Here is a 4,691-nt window from a genome sequence, read left to right as displayed (position 1 = left end):
TGCGGACCATGAACTCCTTGAGGATGTCGTTCTGGATGGTCCCGGAGAGCTTCTCGGGCGGCACGCCCTGCTCCTCCGCCGCGACGATGTACAGCGCGAGCACCGGCAGGACGGCGCCGTTCATCGTCATCGACACGCTCATCTCGTCGAGCGGGATGCCCTCGAAGAGCTTGCGGGTGTCGTAGATCGAGTCGATCGCGACACCCGCCATGCCGACGTCGCCGACGACCCGCGGGTTGTCCGAGTCGTAGCCGCGGTGGGTCGCCAGGTCGAACGCGACCGACAGGCCCTTCTGGCCGGCCGCGAGGTTGCGGCGGTAGAACGCGTTGGACTCCTCGGCGGTGGAGAAGCCGGCATACTGCCGGATCGTCCACGGCTGGGTCGTGTACATCGCCGGGTAGGGGCCGCGCAGGAACGGCGTGAGGCCCGGATAGGTGTCGAGCGCGTCAAGGCCCTCGAGGTCGTCAGCGGTGTAGAGGCCCTCGACCTCGATGCCCTCCGGCGCTGCCCACGGCGCGGCACCGCCGGTCGCGCGGGCGTACGCCGCGGGGTCGGGCTCGTAGGCCTGCTCGGGATCGAGCGGAAGGCCGTGGAAGCTCTCGGGAATGCTCATGCGCCGAGCTCCTGTCGGATCGAGCGGAGGAAGGCCAGTGCGTCCAGCCCCATCGCGATGGTCGTGTCGGCGCCCACGGCAGCCTTGCCGGCCAGGACGACGTACGTCGCTCCCGCCTCGCGCAGCGCCGTGACGAGGTCGGCGCCCCACGTCTCGTAGGCAGCGTCGTTGCCGACCAGGACCACGACGGAGGGCTTGCCCGCCTCGTCGTACGCCGCGAGGACGTCCTCGACGCCCTCGGACGGTCCGCCGACCACGGTGTCGACGCCGCCGGCCGCGAGCAGGTTGGCGGCGAACGTCGCGCGAGCCGTGTAGCCGGCAACGGTCCCCAGTGAGGCCAGGAACACCGGGTCAGCGGCGCGGTCGTCGCGCAGCGCCTCGAACTCACCGCCGTAGCGGTGCACCTCGAGCGGGCGGTCGTACGGACGACGCTCGGGCAGCGTCTCGTGCAGGTTCGGGAACTCCGAGACGCCGGTCAGCGGGCGGGTGCGCCTGGCGATGTCGAGCGCGCGGGCCGAGACCGTCTCGCCGACCGCGGACCGGACCAGGCCGAGGGCCGCGTCGAGATCGTCGGTCGCGTCGATCCGGCCGAACAGCTCCCACGCGGCCCGGGCGAGGTCGTCGGTGAGCTTCTCGACGGCGTGCGAGCCGCCGGCGGGATCGGTCACCGCGGCGACGTGGGACTCGCTGATCAGGAGGCTCGACGTGTTGCGGGCGATCCGCCGGCTGAACGGCTCCGGCAGGCCCAGCGGCTCGTCGAACGGCAGGACCGTGACGGACGCGGCCCCGCCGACGCCAGCGGAGAACGCGGCGACGGTCGTGCGGAGCATGTTCACGTAGGGGTCGTACCGCGACATCATCGGCCGCGAGGTCACGGCGTGCTGCAGCTGGCCCGCGGCGGCGGACGTGACCCCGCTCAGCTCGACGACCCGGTTCCAGAGGCGGCGCGCCGCGCGCAGCTTGGCGATCGTCGGGAACTGCTCGTCGGTCGCGGCGTAACGGAAGTCGATCAGCCCCGCGGCCTCCTCGACCGTGAAGCCGGCCTCGGTGAGGACCCGCAGGTAGGTCGCGCCGGCGGCCAGCGAGTAGGCCAGCTCCTGCACGTCGGAGGCACCGGTGTCGTGGACCGCGGTCGCGTCGACCGTCACGGCGCGGACGCCCAGCGGCTGGGCGATGCGCGCGACCCGGACCGCGACGTCGAGGTCGGTCACGCCGCGATCCCGGAGGGTCGCGCCGATCGGGTCGGCGCCGAGGCTCGTCCCGGGCGCCGCGGTGACGGCCTTGTCGGCGATGACGTCGGCCAGCGCCTGTGCGGCCTCCACGGGTTCGAACGGCGCGTCGATCACGATGGCGGCGAGGTCGACGAAGACCGGTTCGAGGACCGTCGCGAGGGCATCGATCGGGACGCCCCCGGTGCCGAGGGAGAGCCACAGCGAGTTGACGCCGTTCTCCAGGTCGGTCACGACGTCCTTGGCGGTGCGCTCCGGATCGGGGTCGGTGAACCAGGCCCGGACGTCCCAGCCGTCCAGCTCGCGCGTCGCGGTGCTGCCGCGCGTGAACGGCGCCTGGCCGGGCAGCCCGCCGTCCGGCAGCCCGGCGCTCAGGCTCGGGGTGCCGAGCGGGGTGACGGCGATGCCGTCGAGCGTCGTGGTGCCGAGCCGCGACCACACATCCGTGTCGGGGGCGTCGTCGGCGAGCTTGCGGGACTTGCGGAGCACGGCCGCGGCGGCCTTCTCCCACTCGTCCAGCGTGTGCTCGAGGCCTTCGCTGAGCTGGACGTCGGGGGTGGAACCGTCGGAGGACATAAGGGGCATCGTACGAACCAGCCGTGATGCGGGCCACTCAATGTGATGAATGTGACGAACGCATGACGTCACGCCGGGTCGACCTCGACGAGGAATCCGGCCATGTCGAGGACCTGGACGTGCTCCGCGGGGGTCGCGGTGATGTCGTGCGCGACGGTGCGCCGGCGGCCCGTCGCCATGAGGATCCGCACGATCGTGCCGGTCAGCACGGTGTCGCCGTCATCGTCGGCGGCACTGGCGACCTCGCCGTCGAAGTCGGCCGGCAGCTGCGGCAGGAGCTCGGCGAAGTCCTCGGTCAGGACCGGCCAGGCGATCGCGTCACCGACCGCGAATCCTTCGTCGGTCGCGATGTCCTCGGCCCCGTCCACCCATGTCCACACGCCCTCAACCGTAGGCCCACCCGGTCCTGAGAGACTGGGCGCGTGAAGATCCCAGCAGAGCTGTTGCCCGCGGACGGCCGATTCGGCTCCGGCCCGTCGAAGGTCCGCACCGAGGCGCTCGACGCGCTGGCCGCGACCGGCACGTCCCTCATGGGCACCTCGCACCGCCAGGCGCCGGTCAAGAACCTGGTCGGCAGCCTCCGCGAGGGGCTCGCCGCGCTGTTCTCCGTGCCGGACGGCCACGAGGTCGTGCTCGGCGTGGGCGGCTCGCACGCGTTCTTCGACGCCGCGACGTTCGGCCTCGTGCGGGAGCGCAGCCAGCACCTCGTCCACGGCGAGTTCACCGCGAAGTTCGCCAAGGCTGTCGCGGCGGCCCCGTTCCTGGCCGATCCGCACGTCCTGGAGAGCGATCCGTCGACGCACCCGAGCCTGGTGGCCGAGCCGGGCGTCGATGCGTACGCCTGGGCCCACAACGAGACCTCGAGCGGCGTCATGGTCCCGGTCGAGCGCGTCGCCGGGGCCGACGACGGCGCCCTGATGCTGGTCGACGCCACGTCGGGCGCCGGCGGGCTCCCGGTCGACATCGCCCAGACCGACGCCTACTACTTCGCGCCGCAGAAGTCCTTCGCCTCCGACGGCGGGCTGTGGATCGCGATCATGTCGCCGGCGGCGATCGAGCGCGCCGAGCAGGTCAAGGCCGGCGGCCGGCACATCCCGGGATTCATCGACCTGCCCATCGCGATCACCAACTCGCGGCAGGACCAGACCTACAACACCCCCGCCCTGGCGACGCTGTTCCTGCTCGACGACCAGGTCCGGTGGATCAACCAGCGGGGCGGGCTCGACTGGGCCGTCGAGCGGACGACCGACTCCTCGTCGCGCCTGTACGCATGGGCCGAGTCGTCGTCGTACGCGACGCCGTTCGTCACCGCCCCGGCCGAGCGCTCGCTGGTCGTCGGCACGATCGACCTCCAGGGCGTCGACGCCGCCGAGGTCGTGTCAGTGCTGCGGGACAACGGGATCGTCGACGTCGCGGGCTACCGCGGTCTGGGCCGCAACCAGCTGCGCATCGCGATGTTCCCCGCGATCGACCCCGACGACATCACCCGGCTGACCCGCTCGATCGACCACGTCGTGACGCACCTCGGCTGACCGGGGCAGGTCAGTCCAGGACCGTGCCCGCACGGTGCAGCTCGCGGTGCTCCTCGTAGATCCCGGCGTTGGTGTGCAGCTTCTGGACCTCGGCGTCGGTGAGCTCGCGGCGCACCTTGGCCGGCACTCCCGCGACGAGCGAGCGTGGCGGCACGACCGTGCCCTCCACGACCAGGGCACCGGCGGCGATCAGGGACTCGGTGCCGATGACCGCACCGTTCATGATCGTCGCGCTCATGCCGACCAGGACGTGGTCCTCGACCGTCGCACCGTGGATCACCGCGCCGTGCCCGACCGAGACGCCCTCGCCGAGGACGACGGGCTTGCCCTTGTCGACGTGGAACGCGCAGTTGTCCTGCACGTTCGAGCGCGCACCGATCGTGATGGGCTCGTTGTCGGCGCGGAGCACCGCGCCGTACCAGATGCTGGCCCCCGGCCCGACCACGACGGAGCCGGCGAGCACGGCCGTCGGCGCGACCCACGCACCGTCCGCGACCTGGGGGACCTTGTCTCCGAGAGCGATCAGCATGTCCTCAACGTACCGGGACGTGCCGTCGTCGGCCGCGGACCGCGCGTCAGGTCAGCCAGCGCGTCAGCGGGTCGATCGCGAAGTAGACCACGAACAGCGCGCTGACGACCCACATGAGCGGGTGGACCTGACCGACCTTGCCCTTGACGACCTTGAGCAGGACGAACGCGACGAAGCCGGCACCGATGCCCGCCGTGATCGAGTAGGTGAAC

5 protein-coding genes and 1 pseudogene are annotated in these 4,691 nt (G+C 71.8%); 1 reads left to right on the top strand and 5 read right to left on the bottom strand.

The window, feature by feature from the left end:
- The 3 genes from JWQ91_RS01140 to JWQ91_RS01130 form a co-directional block, all read right to left on the bottom strand.
- Positions 1-613: methylmalonyl-CoA mutase family protein (locus tag JWQ91_RS01140; RefSeq protein WP_297779661.1), on the bottom strand; the 613-nt coding region annotated here is incomplete at its 3' end.
- A complete protein-coding gene (locus JWQ91_RS01135; protein WP_297779658.1) occupies positions 610-2,418 on the bottom strand; it encodes a methylmalonyl-CoA mutase family protein in 1,809 nt (602 codons plus the stop codon). The genes JWQ91_RS01140 and JWQ91_RS01135, both read right to left, overlap by 4 nt.
- 68 nt (positions 2,419-2,486) lie before the next feature.
- Complete coding sequence (locus JWQ91_RS01130) at positions 2,487-2,798, bottom strand: hypothetical protein (RefSeq protein WP_297779656.1); 312 nt, start codon at positions 2,796-2,798, stop codon at positions 2,487-2,489.
- Between the two features lie 42 nt (positions 2,799-2,840).
- Between JWQ91_RS01130 and serC the strand changes: the two genes are divergently transcribed.
- Positions 2,841-3,950: a phosphoserine transaminase gene (gene serC / locus JWQ91_RS01125; protein ID WP_297779653.1), complete on the top strand. Its 1,110-nt coding sequence runs from the start codon at positions 2,841-2,843 to the stop codon at positions 3,948-3,950.
- A gap of 10 nt (positions 3,951-3,960) precedes the next feature.
- Here the strand turns inward: serC and JWQ91_RS01120 are convergent, their stop codons facing one another.
- Positions 3,961-4,479 carry a gamma carbonic anhydrase family protein gene (locus JWQ91_RS01120; protein WP_297779650.1) on the bottom strand — a complete coding sequence of 173 codons (519 nt, stop codon included), beginning with the start codon at positions 4,477-4,479 and terminating at the stop codon, positions 3,961-3,963.
- A 46-nt stretch (positions 4,480-4,525) separates the two neighbouring features.
- Positions 4,526-4,691, bottom strand: a pseudogene (locus JWQ91_RS01115) (NCS2 family permease); the annotation flags it as partial.

Source organism: Aeromicrobium sp., assembly GCF_025965075.1.
Classification (GTDB): Bacteria; Actinomycetota; Actinomycetes; order Propionibacteriales; family Nocardioidaceae; genus Aeromicrobium.
This window is presented reverse-complemented; position numbering and strand designations above follow the sequence as displayed.